Annotated in this window: 21 protein-coding genes, 1 tRNA gene and 1 pseudogene; 13 read left to right on the forward strand and 10 right to left on the reverse strand. The window is 60.6% G+C overall.

Features of this window, described 5'->3' with window-relative positions; translation table 11 throughout:
* The first annotated feature begins 15 nt into the window (after window positions 1-15).
* On the forward strand, window positions 16-1,212 hold the full coding sequence (locus HDC30_RS04310) for an amino acid aminotransferase (RefSeq protein WP_027611521.1): 1,197 nt from the start codon (window positions 16-18) through the stop codon (window positions 1,210-1,212).
* A 220-nt stretch (window positions 1,213-1,432) separates the two neighbouring features.
* Window positions 1,433-1,633 (forward strand): hypothetical protein, encoded by a 201-nt coding sequence (locus HDC30_RS04315; RefSeq protein ID WP_003226457.1) that lies wholly within the window; start codon window positions 1,433-1,435, stop codon window positions 1,631-1,633.
* Here the strand turns inward: HDC30_RS04315 and HDC30_RS04320 are convergent.
* Window positions 1,630-1,860, reverse strand: coding sequence for a hypothetical protein (locus tag HDC30_RS04320; RefSeq protein ID WP_003226459.1), 231 nt, complete (start codon window positions 1,858-1,860; stop codon window positions 1,630-1,632). The genes HDC30_RS04315 and HDC30_RS04320 overlap by 4 nt on opposite strands.
* Before the next feature lie 228 nt (window positions 1,861-2,088).
* Here HDC30_RS04320 and HDC30_RS04325 point away from each other — a divergent pair.
* Window positions 2,089-2,164 (forward strand) — tRNA-Asn (locus HDC30_RS04325).
* A gap of 186 nt (window positions 2,165-2,350) precedes the next feature.
* On the opposite strand, the gene HDC30_RS04330 is transcribed toward HDC30_RS04325, so the two are convergent.
* Window positions 2,351-3,874 carry a nucleobase:cation symporter-2 family protein gene (locus tag HDC30_RS04330; protein ID WP_183781009.1) on the reverse strand — a complete coding sequence of 508 codons (1,524 nt, stop codon included), beginning with the start codon at window positions 3,872-3,874 and terminating at the stop codon, window positions 2,351-2,353.
* A gap of 253 nt (window positions 3,875-4,127) precedes the next feature.
* Here HDC30_RS04330 and HDC30_RS04335 point away from each other — a divergent pair, with 253 nt between their 5' ends.
* Complete coding sequence (locus HDC30_RS04335) at window positions 4,128-4,412, forward strand: BrnT family toxin (protein WP_027611518.1); 285 nt, start codon at window positions 4,128-4,130, stop codon at window positions 4,410-4,412.
* Window positions 4,413-4,415: 3 nt separating this feature from the next.
* On the forward strand, window positions 4,416-4,748 hold the full coding sequence (locus HDC30_RS04340) for a BrnA antitoxin family protein (RefSeq protein WP_027611517.1): 333 nt from the start codon (window positions 4,416-4,418) through the stop codon (window positions 4,746-4,748).
* A 2-nt stretch (window positions 4,749-4,750) separates the two neighbouring features.
* Here HDC30_RS04340 and HDC30_RS04345 read toward each other — a convergent pair whose 3' ends face one another.
* Both HDC30_RS04345 and xth read right to left on the reverse strand, forming a co-directional pair.
* The gene (locus HDC30_RS04345; protein ID WP_183781012.1) at window positions 4,751-5,578 is read right to left on the reverse strand and encodes an arylamine N-acetyltransferase; all 828 of its coding nucleotides are present in this window, start codon (window positions 5,576-5,578) and stop codon (window positions 4,751-4,753) included.
* Between the two features lie 100 nt (window positions 5,579-5,678).
* Complete coding sequence (xth, locus tag HDC30_RS04350; RefSeq protein WP_183781015.1) at window positions 5,679-6,473, reverse strand: exodeoxyribonuclease III; 795 nt, start codon at window positions 6,471-6,473, stop codon at window positions 5,679-5,681.
* Window positions 6,474-6,600: 127 nt separating this feature from the next.
* On the opposite strand from xth, the gene HDC30_RS04355 reads away from it, so the two are divergent.
* The gene (locus HDC30_RS04355; protein WP_183781018.1) at window positions 6,601-7,185 is read left to right on the forward strand and encodes a GNAT family N-acetyltransferase; all 585 of its coding nucleotides are present in this window, start codon (window positions 6,601-6,603) and stop codon (window positions 7,183-7,185) included.
* An 89-nt stretch (window positions 7,186-7,274) separates the two neighbouring features.
* On the forward strand, window positions 7,275-7,574 hold the full coding sequence (locus HDC30_RS04360) for a hypothetical protein (RefSeq protein ID WP_097088636.1): 300 nt from the start codon (window positions 7,275-7,277) through the stop codon (window positions 7,572-7,574).
* A 92-nt stretch (window positions 7,575-7,666) separates the two neighbouring features.
* Here the strand turns inward: HDC30_RS04360 and HDC30_RS04365 are convergent, their stop codons facing one another.
* The 4 genes and pseudogenes from HDC30_RS04365 to HDC30_RS04380 all read right to left on the reverse strand — a co-directional run bounded on the left by HDC30_RS04365 (window position 7,667) and on the right by HDC30_RS04380 (window position 11,056).
* Window positions 7,667-9,235 carry a sensor domain-containing diguanylate cyclase gene (locus HDC30_RS04365; RefSeq protein WP_183781021.1) on the reverse strand — a complete coding sequence of 523 codons (1,569 nt, stop codon included), beginning with the start codon at window positions 9,233-9,235 and terminating at the stop codon, window positions 7,667-7,669.
* 236 nt (window positions 9,236-9,471) lie between these two features.
* Complete coding sequence (locus tag HDC30_RS04370) at window positions 9,472-9,996, reverse strand: hypothetical protein (RefSeq protein WP_097088632.1); 525 nt, start codon at window positions 9,994-9,996, stop codon at window positions 9,472-9,474.
* A 148-nt stretch (window positions 9,997-10,144) separates the two neighbouring features.
* A pseudogene (locus tag HDC30_RS04375) lies at window positions 10,145-10,254 on the reverse strand (PAAR domain-containing protein); the annotation flags it as partial.
* Window positions 10,255-10,390: 136 nt separating this feature from the next.
* Window positions 10,391-11,056 carry a ribonuclease T2 gene (locus HDC30_RS04380; RefSeq protein ID WP_183781024.1) on the reverse strand — a complete coding sequence of 222 codons (666 nt, stop codon included), beginning with the start codon at window positions 11,054-11,056 and terminating at the stop codon, window positions 10,391-10,393.
* A 165-nt stretch (window positions 11,057-11,221) separates the two neighbouring features.
* Between HDC30_RS04380 and HDC30_RS04385 the strand changes: the two genes are divergently transcribed.
* The 6 genes from HDC30_RS04385 (at window position 11,222) to HDC30_RS04410 (ending at window position 16,503) form a co-directional block, all read left to right on the forward strand.
* Window positions 11,222-11,692: a hypothetical protein gene (locus HDC30_RS04385; RefSeq protein WP_096796942.1), complete on the forward strand. Its 471-nt coding sequence runs from the start codon at window positions 11,222-11,224 to the stop codon at window positions 11,690-11,692.
* Window positions 11,693-11,794: 102 nt separating this feature from the next.
* Window positions 11,795-13,501, forward strand: a complete 1,707-nt coding sequence (locus HDC30_RS04390) for a copper resistance system multicopper oxidase (RefSeq protein ID WP_183781027.1) — start codon at window positions 11,795-11,797, stop codon at window positions 13,499-13,501.
* An 11-nt stretch (window positions 13,502-13,512) separates the two neighbouring features.
* Entirely contained in the window at window positions 13,513-14,379 is an 867-nt protein-coding gene (locus HDC30_RS04395) for a copper resistance protein B (RefSeq protein ID WP_183781030.1), read from the forward strand.
* A 32-nt stretch (window positions 14,380-14,411) separates the two neighbouring features.
* Complete coding sequence (gene copC / locus HDC30_RS04400; protein ID WP_027611506.1) at window positions 14,412-14,786, forward strand: copper homeostasis periplasmic binding protein CopC; 375 nt, start codon at window positions 14,412-14,414, stop codon at window positions 14,784-14,786.
* A 3-nt stretch (window positions 14,787-14,789) separates the two neighbouring features.
* A complete protein-coding gene (gene copD / locus HDC30_RS04405) occupies window positions 14,790-15,659 on the forward strand; it encodes a copper homeostasis membrane protein CopD (protein ID WP_183781033.1) in 870 nt (289 codons plus the stop codon).
* 58 nt (window positions 15,660-15,717) lie between these two features.
* Complete coding sequence (locus tag HDC30_RS04410) at window positions 15,718-16,503, forward strand: transporter substrate-binding domain-containing protein (protein WP_183781036.1); 786 nt, start codon at window positions 15,718-15,720, stop codon at window positions 16,501-16,503.
* A 137-nt stretch (window positions 16,504-16,640) separates the two neighbouring features.
* Here HDC30_RS04410 and HDC30_RS04415 read toward each other — a convergent pair whose 3' ends face one another.
* Window positions 16,641-16,856 (reverse strand): hypothetical protein, encoded by a 216-nt coding sequence (locus HDC30_RS04415; RefSeq protein ID WP_027611503.1) that lies wholly within the window; start codon window positions 16,854-16,856, stop codon window positions 16,641-16,643.
* Between the two features lie 102 nt (window positions 16,857-16,958).
* The gene (locus tag HDC30_RS04420; RefSeq protein ID WP_183781038.1) at window positions 16,959-17,738 is read right to left on the reverse strand and encodes an EAL domain-containing protein; all 780 of its coding nucleotides are present in this window, start codon (window positions 17,736-17,738) and stop codon (window positions 16,959-16,961) included.
* Window positions 17,739-17,821: the final 83 nt, after the last annotated feature.

The following is a 17,821-nucleotide window of genomic DNA, read 5'->3' on the forward strand; positions in this document are numbered from 1 at the left end:
AGAGCCGCCGTAATAATGAGCCTGTTCTCCGCTGTCGAAATGGCACCCCGCGATCCAATCCTGGGCCTCAACGAAGCATTCAACGCCGATACCCGGACCACCAAGGTCAACCTGGGTGTAGGTGTTTACTGCAACGAAGAGGGGCGAATTCCCCTGCTGCGCGCGGTGATCGAAGCCGAAACCATTCGCGCTGCTCAGCACGCCTCCCGTGGCTACCTGCCGATTGACGGCATCGCGGCCTACGACCAGGCGGTGCAAAAGCTGCTGTTCGGTAACGACTCGCCGCTGATCGCTGCCGGTCGCATCGTCACCACTCAGGCCGTCGGCGGTACCGGCGCGCTGAAAATCGGTGCCGACTTCCTCAAGCAACTGCTGCCGAACGCCGTTGTGGCGATCAGCGACCCGAGCTGGGAAAACCACCGCGCGCTGTTCGAAACCGCTGGCTTCCCGGTGCAGAACTACCGTTACTACGACGCCGCCACCCATGACGTGAACCGTGCCGGCATGCTCGACGACCTCAACGCCCTGCCGAACGGCTCGATCGTTGTGTTGCACGCCTGCTGCCACAACCCGACCGGCGTCGACCTGACCCCGGCCGACTGGAAAAACGTGCTGGACGTGGTCAAGGCCAAAGGTCACGTACCGTTCCTCGACATGGCTTACCAGGGTTTCGGCGACGGCATCGACGAAGACGCCGCAGCCGTGCGTCTGTTCGCTGAGTCGGGCCTGACTTTCTTCGTTTCGAGCTCGTTCTCCAAGTCGTTCTCGCTGTACGGCGAGCGCGTTGGCGCCCTGTCGATCGTCAGCGAATCGAAAGAAGAAAGCGCGCGCGTGCTGTCGCAGGTCAAGCGTGTGATCCGCACCAACTACTCCAACCCGCCGACCCACGGTGCAAGCATCGTCGCCGCCGTGTTGAACAGCCCGGAACTGCGCGCCCAGTGGGAAGCGGAACTGGCAGAAATGCGCCTGCGCATTCGCGGCATGCGCGAGCAGATGGTCGCCCTGCTGGCGGAAAAAGCCCCGCAGCGTGACTTCAGCTTCGTCGGCCGTCAGCGCGGCATGTTCTCCTACTCCGGCCTGACCACCGAACAGGTGCACCGCCTGCGCAACGAGTTCGGCATCTACGCCCTGGACACCGGCCGCATCTGCGTCGCGGCACTGAACCAGAGCAACATCAAAGCGGTAACGGATGCGATCGTTCAGGTCATCTGATTTCGCCTGGCAATGAAAAACGGGAAGCCTTGGGGCTTCCCGTTTTTTATTTGTCCGAAGGAATCCAACATTCCCTCTAAACTGCACACAAATCTGAATTGTGGGAGCGAGCCCGCTCGCGAATGCGGTGGGTCAGTCGCCATTGTTGGTGGCTGACAGCATTCGCGAGCAGGCTCGCTCCCACAGGTTTCGTACATCCAGGAATTTTGTGAGAACCCAAATGAAAAACGACAACCTGCGCGCTGACCGAGACGACCTGGATGACTTCATCCCCCGCACCACGGCCAAACGCGACAAAAGCCTGGTGCTGCAAGTCGCAGCGGGCGTCTTCCTCGGCGGCCTGGCCCTGTGGCTGGTGCAACTGGCCGCCACCGCCGCTTACGCCAAACTGATGCTCGGTACGATCACCTTCGGCGGTTAGGCGAGTTCCGTCGCCCGTTGACTGGCCGCATCGTCATACGCGACGTAGAGCGATTCGGCGATCTGGCTTTTGATCGCCTTGGTGCTTTCCAGACCGAGGACGAACCCTTCGGCCTTGCCACCAGCACGGTTCAGCTCTTCAGCGGTGCTGGCCTGGGTGATCGCGTCGAAGAGCTTCTCGGCGTGCGGGCCAACGCCCTTGGGCAGGCTGATTTGCGTGACGCTCATACGAGCACCTCGCGTGAAAGGGAAACAACAACGGTTCGAGTCATGGCGCGTACCTTTTCGGCGAATGGCCGGCAGCGCGTGTCACCACTTCCGGGCAACCATGGTAGACCTGTGAGGCGGTTCTGGTAACCGCCAATCGCTGACAAAACACCGTCCGTCCTGCCGAACGCACAAAATTTACACCCGACGCTTGACTTCTCTTTTTGAATCAGTAACATACGCACCAATTCCGCAATAGCTCAGTTGGTAGAGCAAATGACTGTTAATCATTGGGTCCCTGGTTCGAGTCCAGGTTGTGGAGCCAAATAGCAAAGCCCCTGAATCGCAAGATTCAGGGGCTTTTTTGTGGGCGCTCGAAAAGTCAAAAGATCGCAACCTGCTGCAGCTCCGATCCCCTGTAGGAGCTGCCGCAGGCTGCGATCTTTTGCTCTTCAAACCAAAAAGGCCGATCTGTCTCACAACAGATCGGCCTCTTTCATCCATTCAGCGCTCAAACATGCTCGCTGCTCTTCATCTGGGTCTTCGGCGCACCATGCCCATGATCGTGTTCATCAGGCTCGATCACCGGCACTTCCTTGCCATCGCAATCGTGCAGCTTGCCGTCGCTGAAGTAATCGCCTTCACGCAGCGCCGCCAGGTCGCGATAACGCAGGGTGCGCTCTTCTGCGGCGGCAAACACCGACTGTTGGTCAGAGTTGCCGGCGGTAAAGTGGTTGAAGGTCAGATTCAGCACAATCGCCATGATCGCCGACGAGCTGATGCCCGAGTGGAAAATGGTCGCGAACCAGCTCGGGAAATGATCGTAGAAGTTCGGCGCGGCAATCGGGATCATGCCGAAGCCGATCGAGGTGGCGACGATGATCAGGTTGACGTTGTTGCGGTAATCGACCTTCGACAGTGTGCGAATCCCGCTCGCCGCCACCGTACCGAACAGCACGATACCGGCGCCGCCCAGCACTGACGTCGGCACCGCAGCGATCACCCGCCCCATGAACGGCAGCAGGCCGAGAATCACCAGGAAAACACCGCCGGTGGCCACCACATAACGGCTCTTGATTCCGGTCACCGCCACCAGCCCGACGTTCTGCGCGAAGGCGCTCTGGGTGAACGATCCGAAGATTGGCGCAAACATGCTCGACAGCATGTCCGCGCGCAAACCGTTGCCAAGACGTTTGGAATCGACTTTGGTGCCGATGATCTCACCGACCGCCAGAATGTCCGCCGAGGTTTCCACCAGGGTCACCATGACCACGATGCACATCGACAGGATCGCGGCGAAGTGGAAAGTCGGCATGCCGAAGTGGAACGGCGTCGGGAAGCCGAACATCGGCCCTTGGGTGACACCGGAGAAATCCGCCATGCCGAGGAACACCGCCAGAATCGTGCCGATCACCATGGCCAACAGGATCGACAGACGTGAGATGGTCGAGCTGCCGACCTTGCTCAGCAGCAACACCAGCACCAGCGTCACCGCCGCCAGACCGATGTTCTGCATGCTGCCGAAGTCCGGCGCGTGGCTGTTGCCACCCATGGCCCAGCGCGCAGCCACCGGCATCAGCGTCAGGCCGATGGTGGTGATCACGATGCCGGTGACCAGTGGAGGGAAAAACTTGGTGATTCGCGAGAACACCGGGGTGATCAGCAAGCCGATCAACGATGCGGCAATCACCGCGCCCAGCACCGACTGGAAGCCGCCCTCCCCGCCACTGCTGACGATGGCGACCATGGTCGCCACACCGGAGAACGACACGCCCTGCACCAGCGGCAACTGACAGCCAAAAAACGGTAGACCCAGGGTTTGCAGCAGTGTCGCCAGCCCCCCCGCAAACAATGAAGCAGCAATCAACAAACCAATGTCCGCCGGCGACAGCCCGGCCGCCTGGCCAATGATCAGTGGCACCGCAACGATACCGCCGTACATGGTCAGAACATGTTGCAGGCCGTAAGCCATATTCGCGCCGACCCCGAGATTTCCGTCCTCGGGCCGTTGGTGTGAAACATGGGGCGTTTTCATGTGGGGGGTTCCCTGGTTTTTGTTATGCGCACACTGTATTCAATACTCGGGACAAATGTCCATAGAGCTGTATACAACTTGTCAGTCACATAATGGATAGGTAGCCACCCAAGCTTCTATCTCGCCACCTCCATCTCCCACAAATCCGGCAACACATCCCCTCCTGCCCCCGGTTCTTATCGCACTAGGCTGAATTATTCATGGCGACCAGCGGTGCACCGGCGCTCTTTTTTATACATATAAAGTATGCATAATTAAGTCATTCGAAATTCAGTACGACAAAAGCAAGAACGCAGCCAACAAACTCAAGCACAGGGGCGTCAGCCTTGCCGAGACCGAGCCGGTCTTTCATGACGAACGCGCGCTGACGATCGAGGACAACGATCATGACGAACAGCGCTGGATCACCCTCGGTCTCGATGGCAAAGGACGTTTGCTGGTGGTTGCGTACAGTTATCGCGAAGCCAACGTCGTACGAATCATTTCTGCACGTGTCGCCACACCGAGCGAACGTCGCGCATATTTTCTGGAGGCTTGATCAATGAAAGACGAATACGATTTCTCGCACGGCAAGCGCGGTGCCTTGGCGCCCGCCAAGGGCAAGACCCGCATCACCATCATGCTTGATGACGCGGTCATCGAAGCCGCCCGCAGCGTGGCGGAAAACGAAGGCTTCGGTTATCAGACGGTGATCAACAACACCCTGCGCCATGCCCTGCTGGAGGCTGGCAGCAAAAAGCAGGAAGCCGAGCCGCCCCACTCCGGGCAATTCAAGAAAGGCATCACCGCCGCCGACCTCAAGAGTCTGGAAAAAAAGCTGTCGGCGGCGGTCGGGGAAATCCGCCGGGTACTGGAACCGGAAGCCAAGCCCTGAGATCAGGCTGGTACAAGCATCCGCGCCAGCGACTGACGCACATGCGGCTGGTCAGGCAGACGCAAGCCGAACTCCTGCTCCAGCACCTCGATCAACTCATCGACATCCGCCACCTCGCGCCGCTCGCTGTCGGCGCCCATATGATGAATCGCGAAACTGCCGTTATTCAGGGTCCGGCGCCAGCCATCGCCGGTGCGCGCAACCATCAACTGCTGAGCAAACGGTGATTCGGGATGGGTCGAGACGTACCAGTTGCCGAGGGTGTAATCGATGTCTTCCTGGCGTTGCAGATCAAACAGGTACATCGCGCGCCACTCCCCCGCGACATTGGCGCGCAGCATGTAGCCATCGGCCTGTTTCTCGATGCGATAGGACTCGTGCGGCGTCGCCTGTTCAGCCTCGGTATCGAGCAGCAGCGGCGCGGTCGGCACCATACCGCCAAAGCCGACGTCGGTGATGTAGCGCTCGCCATCGATGATTACCAGGCTCAAGCGGTGGGTACGCGCCGTCCACGTGCCTTCGGGTTGCGCCAGCACCACACGCCCGGAGATGCCACGGGCGTCGAAGCCCAGCTCCAGCAATAACGCAAGAAACAGATTGTTCAGTTCGTAGCAGTAACCACCCCGGCCACCGTGGAGAACCTTTTGTTCGACCGACGCCAGATCGATCAGCACCGGCGCGCCAGTGATCGTCGACAGGTTCTCGAAGGGAAAGACGCCGGTGTGGCGCAACTGCAACTGCCGCAGGGTTTCCAGGGTCGGTGCCGGTGGAGCGTCGAACCCCAGGTGTTGCAGGTATAACGCTGGATTCGCCAGACGTGGCTCGCTCATTGCTCAGTCCTTTTGCATGTGGCCGCGGATCGTTGCGCCGCTGGCCGACATGTATACGGGATCGGGCCCCGACTCCGACAATTGATTTCGCCAATCAGCGCTACCCACGCTTGCGCGAACCGATGCGAATCCAGGTCGGCGCATGGTCGCTGGCGTGCGGTTCGTTGCGCACCCAGGCGTCGACGCCGGCCTCGTGCAGATACGGGCTGAGTGCCGGGTTGAGCAGCAGATGATCGATGCGCAGACCGGAGTTGGTTTGCCAATGCTGGCGGAAGTAATCCCAGAAGGTGTAGAGGCGATCGTCGGGATACAGATGGCGCAGCGAATCAGTCCAGCCTTGATCAAGCAGCCGCTGATAACACTCGCGGCTTTCGGGTTGCAGCAGCGCATCCTTGAGCCAGGAGCGGGTGTTGTAGATGTCCATGTCGGTGGGCACCACGTTGTAATCGCCGGCCAGCACCACCGGATGGTCGCTGCTTTGCAAATCCTTGGCGTAGCGGATCAAGCGTTCGAACCAGGCCAGTTTGTAGTCGAACTTCGGCCCCGGTTGCGGGTTACCATTGGGCAGGTACAGGCAGCCGACCAGCACCCCATGCACCGCCGCCTCCAGATAACGGCTGTGCTTGTCCTCGGGATCGCCCGGCAGACCGCGACGGCTCTCCAGTGGTTGCGCATCGCGGGCGAGAATCGCCACGCCGTTCCATGACGCCTGCCCGTGCCAGATCGCGCCGTACCCCGCTGCCTCCAGTTCGGCGGCGGGGAATGCACTGTCGACCGACTTGAGTTCCTGCAGGCAAGCGATGTCCGGTTGCTCGCGCTTGAGCCACGCCAGCAGGTTCGGCAGGCGCGCGCGCAGGCCGTTGACGTTGAACGTGGCGATCCGCAGGTTTTTCATCGTCCAGGCTCCGGCGAACAAGGTGTGAAATTTGTGACCCTGTGCTAACGGCGGTGGTTGCATCGGATCAACCGGCTGCGGCGTAATAGGCGCTCGCCACTGCCCCGAACTGCCGAGACTCGATTCCATGCTCACCACCCTGCAAGGCCCGCGCATCCTCCTGCGCCCGCTTCAGTACAGCGACGCCGACGCCCTGCTCCGCGCTGCCGCCGACGGCGAATTGTGGAACCTCACCGTCACCGTGGTGCCTTCGGCGAGCACCATCGACAGCTATCTGAAAAAAGCCCTCGACGGCCGCGACGCCGGCACGTTCATGCCGTTTGTGATCGTGTTGAAGGATAGCGGCGAAGTGATCGGCTCGACCCGGTTCTGGAAGATCGACCCGCTCAATCGCAAGCTGGAAATCGGCAGCAGCTGGATCGCGGCACGCTGGCAGAAATCCTTCGTCAACACCGAAGCCAAATACCTGATGTTGCGTCACGCCTTCGAGGTGCTCGACTGCGTGCGAGTGCAGTTCACCACCGACGAGAACAACCAGAAGTCGCGCAACGCGATTCTGCGCCTCGGTGCGCAACAGGAAGGCATCGTGCGCCACGAGCGGATCATGCCCGACGGCCGCAAGCGTAACTCGGTGCGTTTCAGCATCATCGATGACGAGTGGCCGCAGGTGCGGCAGGTGCTGGAGCAGAAACTGGCTGAGGATCGAGGCTGAGGCTCGACAACCGCTCGTCAGCCAATCGGCACCAACAGCTGCGGCCGTCAGACCAAAGTCAGGTAACCGAACCTTTTGGGAGACGTACCATGACAACGCGCAAACTGACTTCCCTGTTGCTCGCCGGGCTGCTGGCCACCGCCTCGGTCGGCGCCTTTGCCGCCAATGACGGGGCGGATGCCTCCGGCACCAAATCCGGTGCTACAAGCGGCACCAACATGCCACCCAACAGCACCCCCGGCGCTCCGAAAAACGGTGACAGTACCGATGGCGCCAGCAAGGGTACCGGCACCAACAGTGGCACCATGGGTTCTGGATCGGGAGCGGGGGGCGGCACTGGTTCGGCCGGCGGCGGAACTGGCGGTGCCGGTGGTGGCACAGGCAGCTGAACGAATAAGCGTGACCGCTGGTGATCCGGCATGAAGGAATGAATCTGTGGCGCTGGAATCCGATTCCTCGCCACAGATCAAGCGCGGAGGCTTTAGCGATCCGACCGCATCAACTCGGCAACACCCTCCTCCAGCGACAACACCGCCGCGCGATTGCGCCCGGCATTTTTTGCCTGATACAACGCCGCATCAGCACGCTGGATAAACACTTCAAGGCTTTCATTGCCGCTCGGAATAAATGAGTAGCAGCCCAGACTCACCGTCAGGTAACCGGTGGGCGAACCGCTGTGAGTAATGCGTTTATCCATCACGCTGCGGCGAATCTGCCCGGCAATCGCCAGCACGCCGTTGATGTCGGTATCCGGCAGCAACACCGCGAACTCTTCGCCACCGTAACGCACCGCCAGGTCAGACTTGCGTTGAGAGCAGTTCTTCAACACCTGAGCCACCTGAGTCAGGCAGTGATCCCCTGCCACGTGCCCGTAGGCATCGTTGTAGCGCTTGAAGAAATCAATATCGAGCATGATCAGGCCGACCGGACTCGACTGTCGGGCACCGCGGGCAAATTCGACCTCCAGCGAGCGTTCGAACAGGCGCCGATTCGCCAGCCCCGTCAGGCTGTCGTGGGTCGCGATCTGCTCCAGTGTGCGCTGTGCCTTGCGCAGGTTTTTCTCGATTCGCTCGCCGTCACGCACCTGATGAATGAACACCCAGCCGAACAGGCCGACGCCAAGAATCACCAGCGCCACAATCACGCTGGACTGAAAGGCCCGCTCATACCAACCCTTGAGAATCGTGTCGCGCGAAGAGGCGGACGCTACCACCAGCGGATAAGCCGCCAACTGGCGGTAGCCGTACAAGCGCACCACGCCGTCGACCACCGACTTGATCATCGCAGTGCCGGCCGGGGCTTCGGGCAGCAGCTTCTGGTAGATCCTGCCTTGCGCCAGCGACGAGCCGATCAGGCCTTCGTCGAACGGTCGCCGCGCCAGCAACGTGCCGTCCTTGAGTCCGAGAAACATGATGCCGTTGTCATCGAGGCTGAAGCTTTTGAAGAACCGGTCGAAGTACGCCATCTTGATCCCGGCCATCAGCACGCCCTGGAAGTTGCCGGCGCGGTCGTTGATGCGTTTCGAGATCGGGATGATCCACTGGCCATTCTCGCGGCTGCGAATCGCCGGGCCGATGTGCGCCACGGTAGAAGCGTTTTGCTGGTGAAACCTGAAGTATTCGCGGTCGGCCACACCATTACCACGGGGCAGATCGGTGAACGAGGTGATCACCCACTGGCCCTCGCGATCGAACAGGAACATGCCGTGCAACTGCTCCAGTTGCTGCACCCGACGCGCGAAGGTTTTTTGCAGACGTGGTCGCTGCGCAGCGCCATAACCATCGTCCTCGACCCAATCAGCGAGACTGGTGAGCACCAGGTCAGCGGCCAGAAACGTGTCCTCGGCCTGCTGCGCCATGGCTCGGGTCAGGTTGGTCGACGCGATCTGCGCGTTCGCCAGGTCCTGACGCCGTGTCTGCTCGAGTTGCAGATAGAGCAAGCCGGACAGGCACAGGCACACCGCAACGATGAACAGCGCTGCCGCCTTGCGCAGTGGCAGGCGTTTAAGCGTGCCGGGAGTCTGATGGGGGTCGTGAATGGGGATTGGCAAAAACGTGTCCTGGGCAGGTACGACAGGGGCCGCAGCCCGAAACCCTTACTTTTCATGAGCGTAGCCCAGCGGGGTGCGCACAGCAAACCCGCCCCGCCAACACACGCCTGCCCCGCTGTATCGGCGCGCAAGGGATTTGGATGACCTCCGCACGTCGATTTATTTTCAGTGGTGGTTTTGCGGGTGATCGCCCTCGCGTATCTGCGTAGGGCAATCGCGCAGTGCACCGATGACGGCTATCGGGGTTTGTTGATTTCCCGCAGCAAATCCGCGACCGGCAGGTTCATGGTGTTTGAGTAGTAGGGTTTGTAGCCGTACGCGGTGACGACGACTTTGCAGGGGATTTGTTGTTTGTTCGCGAGGAGTTGATTCAGTTCTGTTACTGAAAGATTTCTCTCAGAACTTCGGTTGCTGGAAGTTTCACTGAGGAATGCGCGAGTAAGGTAGGAAAACTTTCCCTTGTTGTTTTCATTTTTTTCCGATCGTATCAAACCGGATGCGGAGAACTGTATGGCTTTGCCTACTGAGAAATCATGATCATCCGCCAATGCGCAATGAAGCATGCCCGAAATCATCCCAACTCGCTCCCCGCGATCAAAAAGATCCAACACATCAACGTCCGACTGATACCGGATGATGTATAGCAGCGACTTTTCTCTTTCCACAGATTCGAAGTTCAGGTTTGCGGGAGGCTTTGTATGGTCTTTCGCACAACCTGAGCAAATAGCGAGCAAGCAACAAATGAGCACCCTGTACATCATGGAAAATCCTTCATGATTGAGTCAAAAAGCATATCGGCTGCCGATTTGCTCCCCGCGATACGGGCAGTAAACAACCCCAATGCATTTGCATGATTTGTGTCTACATTGACGTTTAATGAAGGGCCAAAGGAGATAAGCCACTTTTCACCAATCCGTCGAAATTCACATTCGGCGAGCCACTGGCATCGGATTGGTGCCATGTCCCGGGTGTGGGCAGGCGGTTGGGTCGGTGACGCGGGCGGCGGGTTTTCCGCTCATGAACAGCTCCTTGCAGTGTGGCGGGTCATCCTTTTTGGGGGCGCAAGCATGCGTGAATTTTCCGGGTGCTTCAAACCTTCAGGCAAAAAAAGGCGCCCGATCGAGGCGCCTTTTTTATTCGTGCAAACCACTCACATCAACGCGATGGCGGCACCCGAATATCCCCCGCCCGGCACTGGGTCTTCACGCCCTTGCCGCACGCGCCAAACTGCAGATCTTTGCCCATGCACACCCGCACTTCCGAGAGTTCCGGGCCGCTGCAGATCACCGCGATGCCATTGGCCGGGATCCCCGGGTTGGCCTTGCGGAACAGGTCGGCGATTTCCTGGGCTTCGAAGTAATACGAGGAGTTGAACGGTTGCAGCTCCTGCGGGATTTTCACCGCGCCAACCGCTTTGTCCGCTTCATCCAGATAGCCCATCGCGCCCAGACCGCTGCAAGTGCCGTGCTTGGACCATTCGTGATCAAGCAGTTTTTTTGTCGGGAACAGTGTCAGGCCCTTGGTGGTTTCCGCCGCCGACAGCGTGGTCAATGGAGGGCAGGATTCCGGCCAGCCGCCATTGGCGTATTGCGGCCACAAGCCGTGCAGCACGAAGCCGTAGCCCTTGCCGGAGCATTGCACGTCATCTTTGTGGGTGAGGCAGAACGTTGGCGACCAGGACAGCGTCAGCAGGTAGTAATCGAACTGCCCCGCTACCGCTTCCGTTTGTACCTTGCTGGCGTTCGACTGACGCGCCGAACTCAGGCCGATGCTACCGGCCGTCAGCGCGATCAGCGCCAGAATTGTAAACAGCTTTTTCATGTACCCGCTCCTTGGGACGCCTGCGTCCGTGGTTTTTGATGCTGACCAGACTTGGCCAGCGCTGATTTCGCCATGCTTGTGTTGCAAGCGCATGACGCAAGGCAAGGCCGTACGCCGTTGAACGGTCTACGATTAACAGGCAGACATCAAACCAAGGGATCCGAAATGAGTAAAGCAGACGAACTCGCCGCCAAACTCAAGCAAACCCGGCACACCCAAGCGGATGCCGCGCTGGAGATCGATTGCTGGCCGGCGCAGGTCTACGATCTGTACCACCGCATCGAGGCCTGGCTGCAACCCGTCACCGAAGTCGGCCTGAAAATCCGTCGCAACCCGACCCACGTTTGCGAAAGCTCACCCGATGGTGAAAGCCACGATTACGCGATCGACCAACTGGTGATCGAAGCCAATCAACAAACCCTGACATTTGATCCCATCGCCCGGTTTACCGAGGACGGCGCCGGCCGCGTGCAGATCACCCTGCCGGATCGCAACACCTACCTGTTGCGCACCGTCGATGAACATCATGAGAGCCATTGGTGGTTGCAAACGGTGGAAACCGGGCAAGAACTGGATGCGATTGCGCTGACCGAGAACAATCTGTTGCAGGTGGTGCAGGAAGGGCTCGGCCTATAACGCGAGTGGCCAAACTGTCAAAACTGTAATCCCCCTCTCAGCCAACTGAAAGCCAGCGCTGGGTAGCCTCCCCGTCATGTATCAAACGGGGACTTCCAGCGCATGCCTTCCAACACCTCAAGACGCACCTTCGTCAAAGGCCTGGCCGCCAGCGGCCTGCTCGGCGGCCTCGGTCTGTGGCGCGCGCCTGTCTGGGCGCTGACCCCGCCTGGGCAGATCAACGAACTGAGCGGCAGCGAATTCGAGCTGTTCATCGGCGAAACCCCGGTCAACTTCACCGGCAGCCCGCGCACTGCGCTGACCATCAATGGCAGTCTGCCCGGCCCGCTCTTGCGCTGGCGCGAGGGTGATACGGTGACGTTGCGGGTGCGCAACCGACTCAGCGCCAGCACCTCGATCCATTGGCACGGCATTCTGCTGCCGGCGAACATGGACGGTGTGCCGGGCCTGAGTTTTCACGGCATCGAACCCGGCGGCGTATACGTCTACCAGTTCAAGGTGCGGCAGCACGGCACTTACTGGTATCACAGCCATTCCGGCTTGCAGGAGCAGGCCGGGGTTTACGGGCCGCTGGTGATCGACGCGAAAGAGCCGGAGCCGTTCCAGTACCACCGCGACTACGTGGTGATGCTCAGCGACTGGACCGACGAAGACCCGGCCAGCCTGATGAAGACCCTGAAAAAGCAGTCCGACTACTACAACGACCACAAGCGCACCGTTGGCGATTTCATCGACGACGTCAGCGACAAAGGCTGGGGGGCCACCGTCGCCGACCGCACGATGTGGGCGCAAATGAAGATGAACCCCACCGACATCGCCGACGTCAGTGGCGCCACCTACACCTTCCTGATCAACGGCCATACGCCCGACAGCAACTGGACCGGGCTGTTTCGCCCCGGCGAGAAACTGCGTCTGCGGCTGATCAACGGCTCGGCCATGACTTACTTCGACGTGCGCATTCCGGGGCTGAAAATGACCGTGGTCGCGGCAGACGGTTTGCACGTCAAACCGGTCAGCGTCGACGAGCTGCGCATCGCCGTGGCGGAGACCTACGACGTGATCGTCGAGCCTGACAGCGAGGCCTGCACCCTGTTTGCCCAGGCCATGGATCGCAGTGGTTACGCCCGCGCCACCCTCGCCACCCGCGCCGGTCTGGCAGCACCGGTGCCTGCGCTGGACCCGCGCCCGCTGGTGACCATGGACGACATGGGCATGGCCGGGATGGATCACGGCTCGATGGACATGAGCGCCATGGCGGGCATGGATCACTCGGCGATGGGTCCGATGCAATCGCACCCCGCCAGCGAACAGGACAATCCGCTGGTGGACATGCAAGCCATGAGCACCGCGCCGAAACTCGACGACCCTGGCCTCGGCCTGCGCAACAACGGCCGTCGCGTGCTGACCTACGCCGACCTGCGCAGCACCTTCGAAGACCCGGACGGCCGCGATCCCGGGCGCACGATCGAGCTGCACCTGACCGGGCACATGGAGAAGTTCGCCTGGTCGTTCAACGGCATCAAATTCTCCGACGCCGAGCCGCTGCGCCTCAAGTACGGCGAGCGCCTTCGTCTGGTGCTGGTCAACGACACCATGATGACCCACCCCATCCACCTGCACGGCATGTGGAGCGATCTGGAAGACGAGAACGGCAACTTTCAGGTGCGCAAACACACCATCGACATGCCCCCCGGTACCCGTCGCAGCTATCGGGTGACGGCCGATGCATTGGGCCGCTGGGCCTATCACTGCCATCTGCTTTATCACATGGAAACCGGCATGTTCCGCGAAGTGCGGGTGGAAGAATGAAGGGGCCGATCATGACTCGAATCGCAGCGTTCTCCTTGTTAATCATCGGCAGCTCCGTCATGGCCGCCGACGACATGCAAGGCATGGATCACAGTCAGATGCCCGGCATGGATCACTCGATGCAGAGCATGGACGACGGCATGATGCAGCCCGCCGCGCCGACAGAAAGTCGCACGCCGATCCCGGTGCTGACCGACGCCGACCGCGCCGCCGTGTTTGTCAGCCCCGGCGGCCATCAGGTGCACGACAGCGCGATCAACAGCTACTTCCTCGCCGACAAACTCGAATGGCAAAACGCCGATGACGGCAGCGCTTTGGCCTGGGATTTGTCCGGCTGGATCGGCGGCGACATCGATCGCCTGTGGCTGCGCTCCGAAGGCGAACGCAGCAACGGCAAGGCCGAGGACGCCGAGCTCCAGGCTTTGTGGGGCCATGCGATTTCGCCGTGGTGGGACGTGGTCAGCGGCGTGCGTCAGGACTTCAAACCCGGCGCCCCACAAACCTGGGCCGCGTTCGGTGTGCAGGGCATGGCGCTGTACAACTTCGAAGCCGAGGCTACGGCGTTTCTCGGCGAAGGCGGACAAAGCGCACTGCGGTTGGAGGGCGATTACGACATTCTGCTGACCAATCGGCTGATCCTGCAGCCCACCGCCGAGCTCAACGTCTACGGCAAAAACGACCCGCAACGGGGCCTCGGCTCCGGCCTGTCGAACACTGAAGCCGGCCTGCGCCTGCGCTACGAAATCCGCCGCGAATTTGCGCCGTACCTCGGCGTGACGTGGCACCGCACCTACGGCAACACCGCCGATTACGTCCGCGAAGAAGGCGAAAATCGCAGCGAAGCACGGCTCGTGCTTGGTGTGCGGCTGTGGTTCTGAATCCCATTGAAAAACAACCCCAGAGGTCTTGCATGCGCACGTTGAATATCACCCTTGTACTCGCCAGCGGATTGCTCCTGAGCAGCCTCGCTCAGGCTCACCCGAAACTGCTGTCATCAACCCCGGCCGAAGGTGCCGACGGCGCGGCTCCCGACAAGATCGAACTGCACTTTTCCGAGAGCCTGCTGACTCAGTTCTCCGGCGCCAAATTGGTGATGACCGAGATGCCGGGCATGGCTCATTCGCCGATGCCGATGAAGGCCAGAGTCAGCGCCGGCAGCGACCCGAAATCCATGCTCGTCACCCCGCTCACGCCGTTGCCCGCCGGCACCTACAAGGTCGAGTGGCGCGCGGTGTCGTCCGACACGCACCCGATCACCGGCAACGTCACGTTCAAAGTGCAGTGAGCGATGGCTGAACTGATCAACATCATTCTGCGCCTGGCGTTGTATGTGGATTTGCTGCTGTTGTTCGGGGTGGCGTTGTTTGCGCTGTACAGCGTGAACGCGCCGCTGCGGTTCAGGCCGCTGTTGCGTGGATTGGCGTTGATCGGGGCCCTGCTGTCAGTGGCTGGAGTGCTGCTGATGACGAGCGCCATGAGTGGCGAAACCGAACTCGCCGCACTCTGGCCGCACCTGCAGATGATGCTGCTGGAAACGGACGTCGGGTTGGCGTGGGCGCTGCGCATGATTGCACTGATCGTGGTGCTGGCTCAGCCGGGGAAGTGGCTCGCGTCGATGGCCGGCGCGGTCGCCCTCACCTCCCTTGCGTGGAGTGGGCACGGAGCAATGGACGAGGGCTCGCTGCGGGTCTGGCATTTCCTCAGCGACATCCTGCATCTGCTGGCGGCGGGGGCATGGTTGGGCGGTATGCTGGCGCTGGTGCTGCTGGCGCGGGGTGGTGTGGATGAAGCACGGATTCGCCTGCTGGCTGCGGCGGTGAAACGCTTCGAATGGATCGGCGCGGCGATTGTGCTGACGCTGTCAGTGAGCGGCGTGGTGAATTACCTGTTCATCGTCGGCCCGAGGCTGGATGAGGTGCTGCTCGGCACCTATGGGATGTTGCTGGCGATCAAGGTTTTGCTGTTTGCCGTGATGCTGGTTCTGGCGGCGCTGAACCGCTTTCACCTTGGGCCTGCGCTGGAGCGATCGCTACGCGATGGACAGCACGTCATCGCGGCGCATGCACTCAGGCGCAGCGTGCTGCTGGAACTGGGCATGGCCCTGCTGATCGTGGCGTTGGTGGCGTGGCTCGGCACGTTGAGTCCGGACGCGGGATGACACCCGAGAAGGCCTTTCACTACACTGGCTCACCGTCCTCTGCAAAAGCCCGATGTCCATGACCATTCTAAAAAGCACGATGATCCTTTGCGGCGCGCTGACCCTGGCCGCTGGCGTTCAGGCGCAGGAAAGCCCTTCGCACCTCGACAGCATCCAGCAACAAGGCCAACTGCGCGTCTGCACCACCGGCGACTACAAGCCCTACACCTTCAAGCGCACCGACGGCGACTTCGAGGGCATCGACATCGCCATGGCGCGCTCGCTGGCCGACAGCCTAGGAGTCAAGGTCGAGTGGGTGCAAACCACCTGGAAAACCCTGATGCCGGACATGCAGGCCGGCAAGTGCGACATCGGCATGGGCGGGATTTCGGTGACGCTGGACCGGCAGAAAAAAGCCTACTTCAGCGACACCCTCGACAGCGACGGCAAGATCCCGCTGGTGCGCTGTGCCGAGCAGGCCAAGTACCAGACCGTCGAGCAGATCAACCAGCCCAACGTGCGTCTGGTCGAACCCGCCGGCGGCACCAACGAAGCCTTCGTCCACGCCTTCCTTCCCAAGGCGCAACTGGCGCTGCACGACAACGTGACGATCTTCCAGCAACTGCTCGACAACAAGGCCGACGTGATGATCACCGACGCCTCGGAAGCGCTGTATCAGCAGAAACTCAAACCGGGGTTGTGCGCGGTGAATCCGCAGCAGTACATGCAGTATGGGGAGAAAGCCTATCTGCTGCCGCGCGATGACATCAGCTGGAAACTGTACGTTGATCAGTGGCTGCATCTGAGCAAAGTCACTGGCAGTTATCAGAAGGTCATTGGTGAGTGGCTGGCCCTGCCGCAGTAATCTTCCAGGCACAAACATTTGTGGCGAGGGAGCTTGCTCCCGCTGGGCTGCGCAGCAGGCCTTCTTTTGAGGGGCCGCCTCGCGCCCCCAGCAGGAGCAAGCTCCCTCGCCACATTGATTCTCAGCCAGGAAATCTATCAATCGTCATGCAACATCCCGGAGCTGTACTGGTTCAAGCTGCTGCCAATGCTGTTGCCGCCAAACTTCAGGGTCGTCGCATGACTGCGCCCCTCCGGCGATTGGCAATCCGAGGAGAAACAACTGGTGGTGGTCAAACCTCCGGCGCCTGAACAGGCACTCAATACCGAGACAGCTGCGGCGATCAACAGCACTTTGACGACATTGGTGCGCATGGTACGGCTCCACTTGGGATGATCTTGTGCAAGCATCCTAGGCCAGAGCCGCACCCGGCAAGATGAAATTTTGCCGATCGACAGCACGGGTTCAGGTTGGCATCAAACCGCCCGCCACGCCTCCATCGGAATCTGCGCCATCGCCTCAAACGCCGGTTTGGCGAACCAGAAACCCTGCATCAGATAAATCCCGCAATCGGCGAGAAAGTCCCGTTCCTCCGGGTGCTCGATGCCCTCGGCAATCACCTCGATCCCCAGTTCAGTACACATGCCCACCACGCCCCGCACGATCGCCTGACGCACACGGTCTCGGTGGATATTGCGGATCAGCGCCATGTCCAGTTTGATCAGATCCGGCTGAAAGTCCGCCAGCAGATTCAGCCCGGAATACCCCGCACCGAAGTCATCAATGGCCGTCTTGAAACCAAACTCGCGATACTCGCGCAGGATGTTCATCAAGTGCTTATTGCTTTCAACGTGCTCGCCCTCGACCGCTTCGAAGATCAGTCGATCAAGCGGAAACGCGTGTGCGCGGGCCGCCTCCAGCGTGCTGCGAATGCACAGGTCCGGACGATAAACGGCGTTCGGCAGGAAGTTGATCGAAAGGAACCCGGTGAGCCCCAACTGCGCTGCCGTAGAGATCGCCCGCACACGGCACAGTTGATCGAAGCGATAGCGGTTCTGGTCATCGACCTGCTGCAGAACCGACAGTGCACCTTCGCCCTGCACGCCCCGTACCAGTGCCTCGTGGGCGAAGGTCGATTGATCACGCACATCGACAATCGGCTGGAACGCGAAGGAGAACGCCATATCGGCCTCGCCTTTTTGCCGGCATCCTTGGCACCCCCCGCTGGGCTGGGGGAAAATTGGTGTATTGGTCATGACGCCCCCTGAGAGCGGGTTGCAACCATCCATGGCCCAGAAAAAAATCACTGCACGGACCGGGTGGCGCCGCTTGGCGGCCC

The organism is Pseudomonas sp. JAI115, from assembly GCF_014200835.1.
In the GTDB taxonomy this organism is placed as follows: domain Bacteria; phylum Pseudomonadota; class Gammaproteobacteria; order Pseudomonadales; family Pseudomonadaceae; genus Aquipseudomonas; species Aquipseudomonas putida_A.